1 protein-coding gene is annotated in these 545 nt (G+C 57.4%); it reads right to left on the bottom strand.

All coding sequences use genetic code 11. The annotated features are described in order from the left end of the window. The coding region (locus FYK55_RS29380) for a hypothetical protein (protein WP_201743837.1) at window positions 1–545 on the bottom strand (545 nt) is incomplete at both ends.

Raw genomic sequence — 545 nt, 5'->3', positions numbered from 1 at the left:
ACCAGAAAGTCTCAACACACCGCTGGAGTAGCTGGCCGTGATCGAGGTGCCCGTCGTATCTGCCGTCAGAGATTCCGCGGCCCCATCGAGCAGGTTGGAAATGGTGACCGTCAAGGAGGCAAGGTTCGCACCGTCAACATCAGCGAGTACTGCATCGACATCCGCAATCAAAACGGCACCACCGCCCTCGACAAAGTTGGCCGTGAAGTCGGAGCCTGCCGCTCCACTGGAATCATCCGCATCCAGGTCTAAATTGGGAGCATCGTTGCTTGTCGCGATTGAAACGGTTGCGATAGCGGTGTTGCTGTCAAGCAAACCATCGTTAGCAACAAACTCCACAAGCCGGTCGGTGGCATCTGGATTAGCCGAGGCATTGTCGTAGCGGACGGTTCGCAGAACTAGCTGGTAGTTGGCAACTGTATCCGAACCGGAGAGCGTCAACACGCCGCTGGAATAGCTGGCCGTGATCGCAGTTCCGGTGGTATCCGCCGTCAGAGATTCCGCCGCGCCGTCCAGCAAGTTCGTGATCGTGATGGTCAAGGAGC

The sequence above is a fragment of the Roseiconus nitratireducens genome (genome assembly GCF_008629675.1).
In the GTDB taxonomy this organism is placed as follows: domain Bacteria; phylum Planctomycetota; class Planctomycetia; order Pirellulales; family Pirellulaceae; genus Stieleria; species Stieleria nitratireducens.
This window is presented reverse-complemented; position numbering and strand designations above follow the sequence as displayed.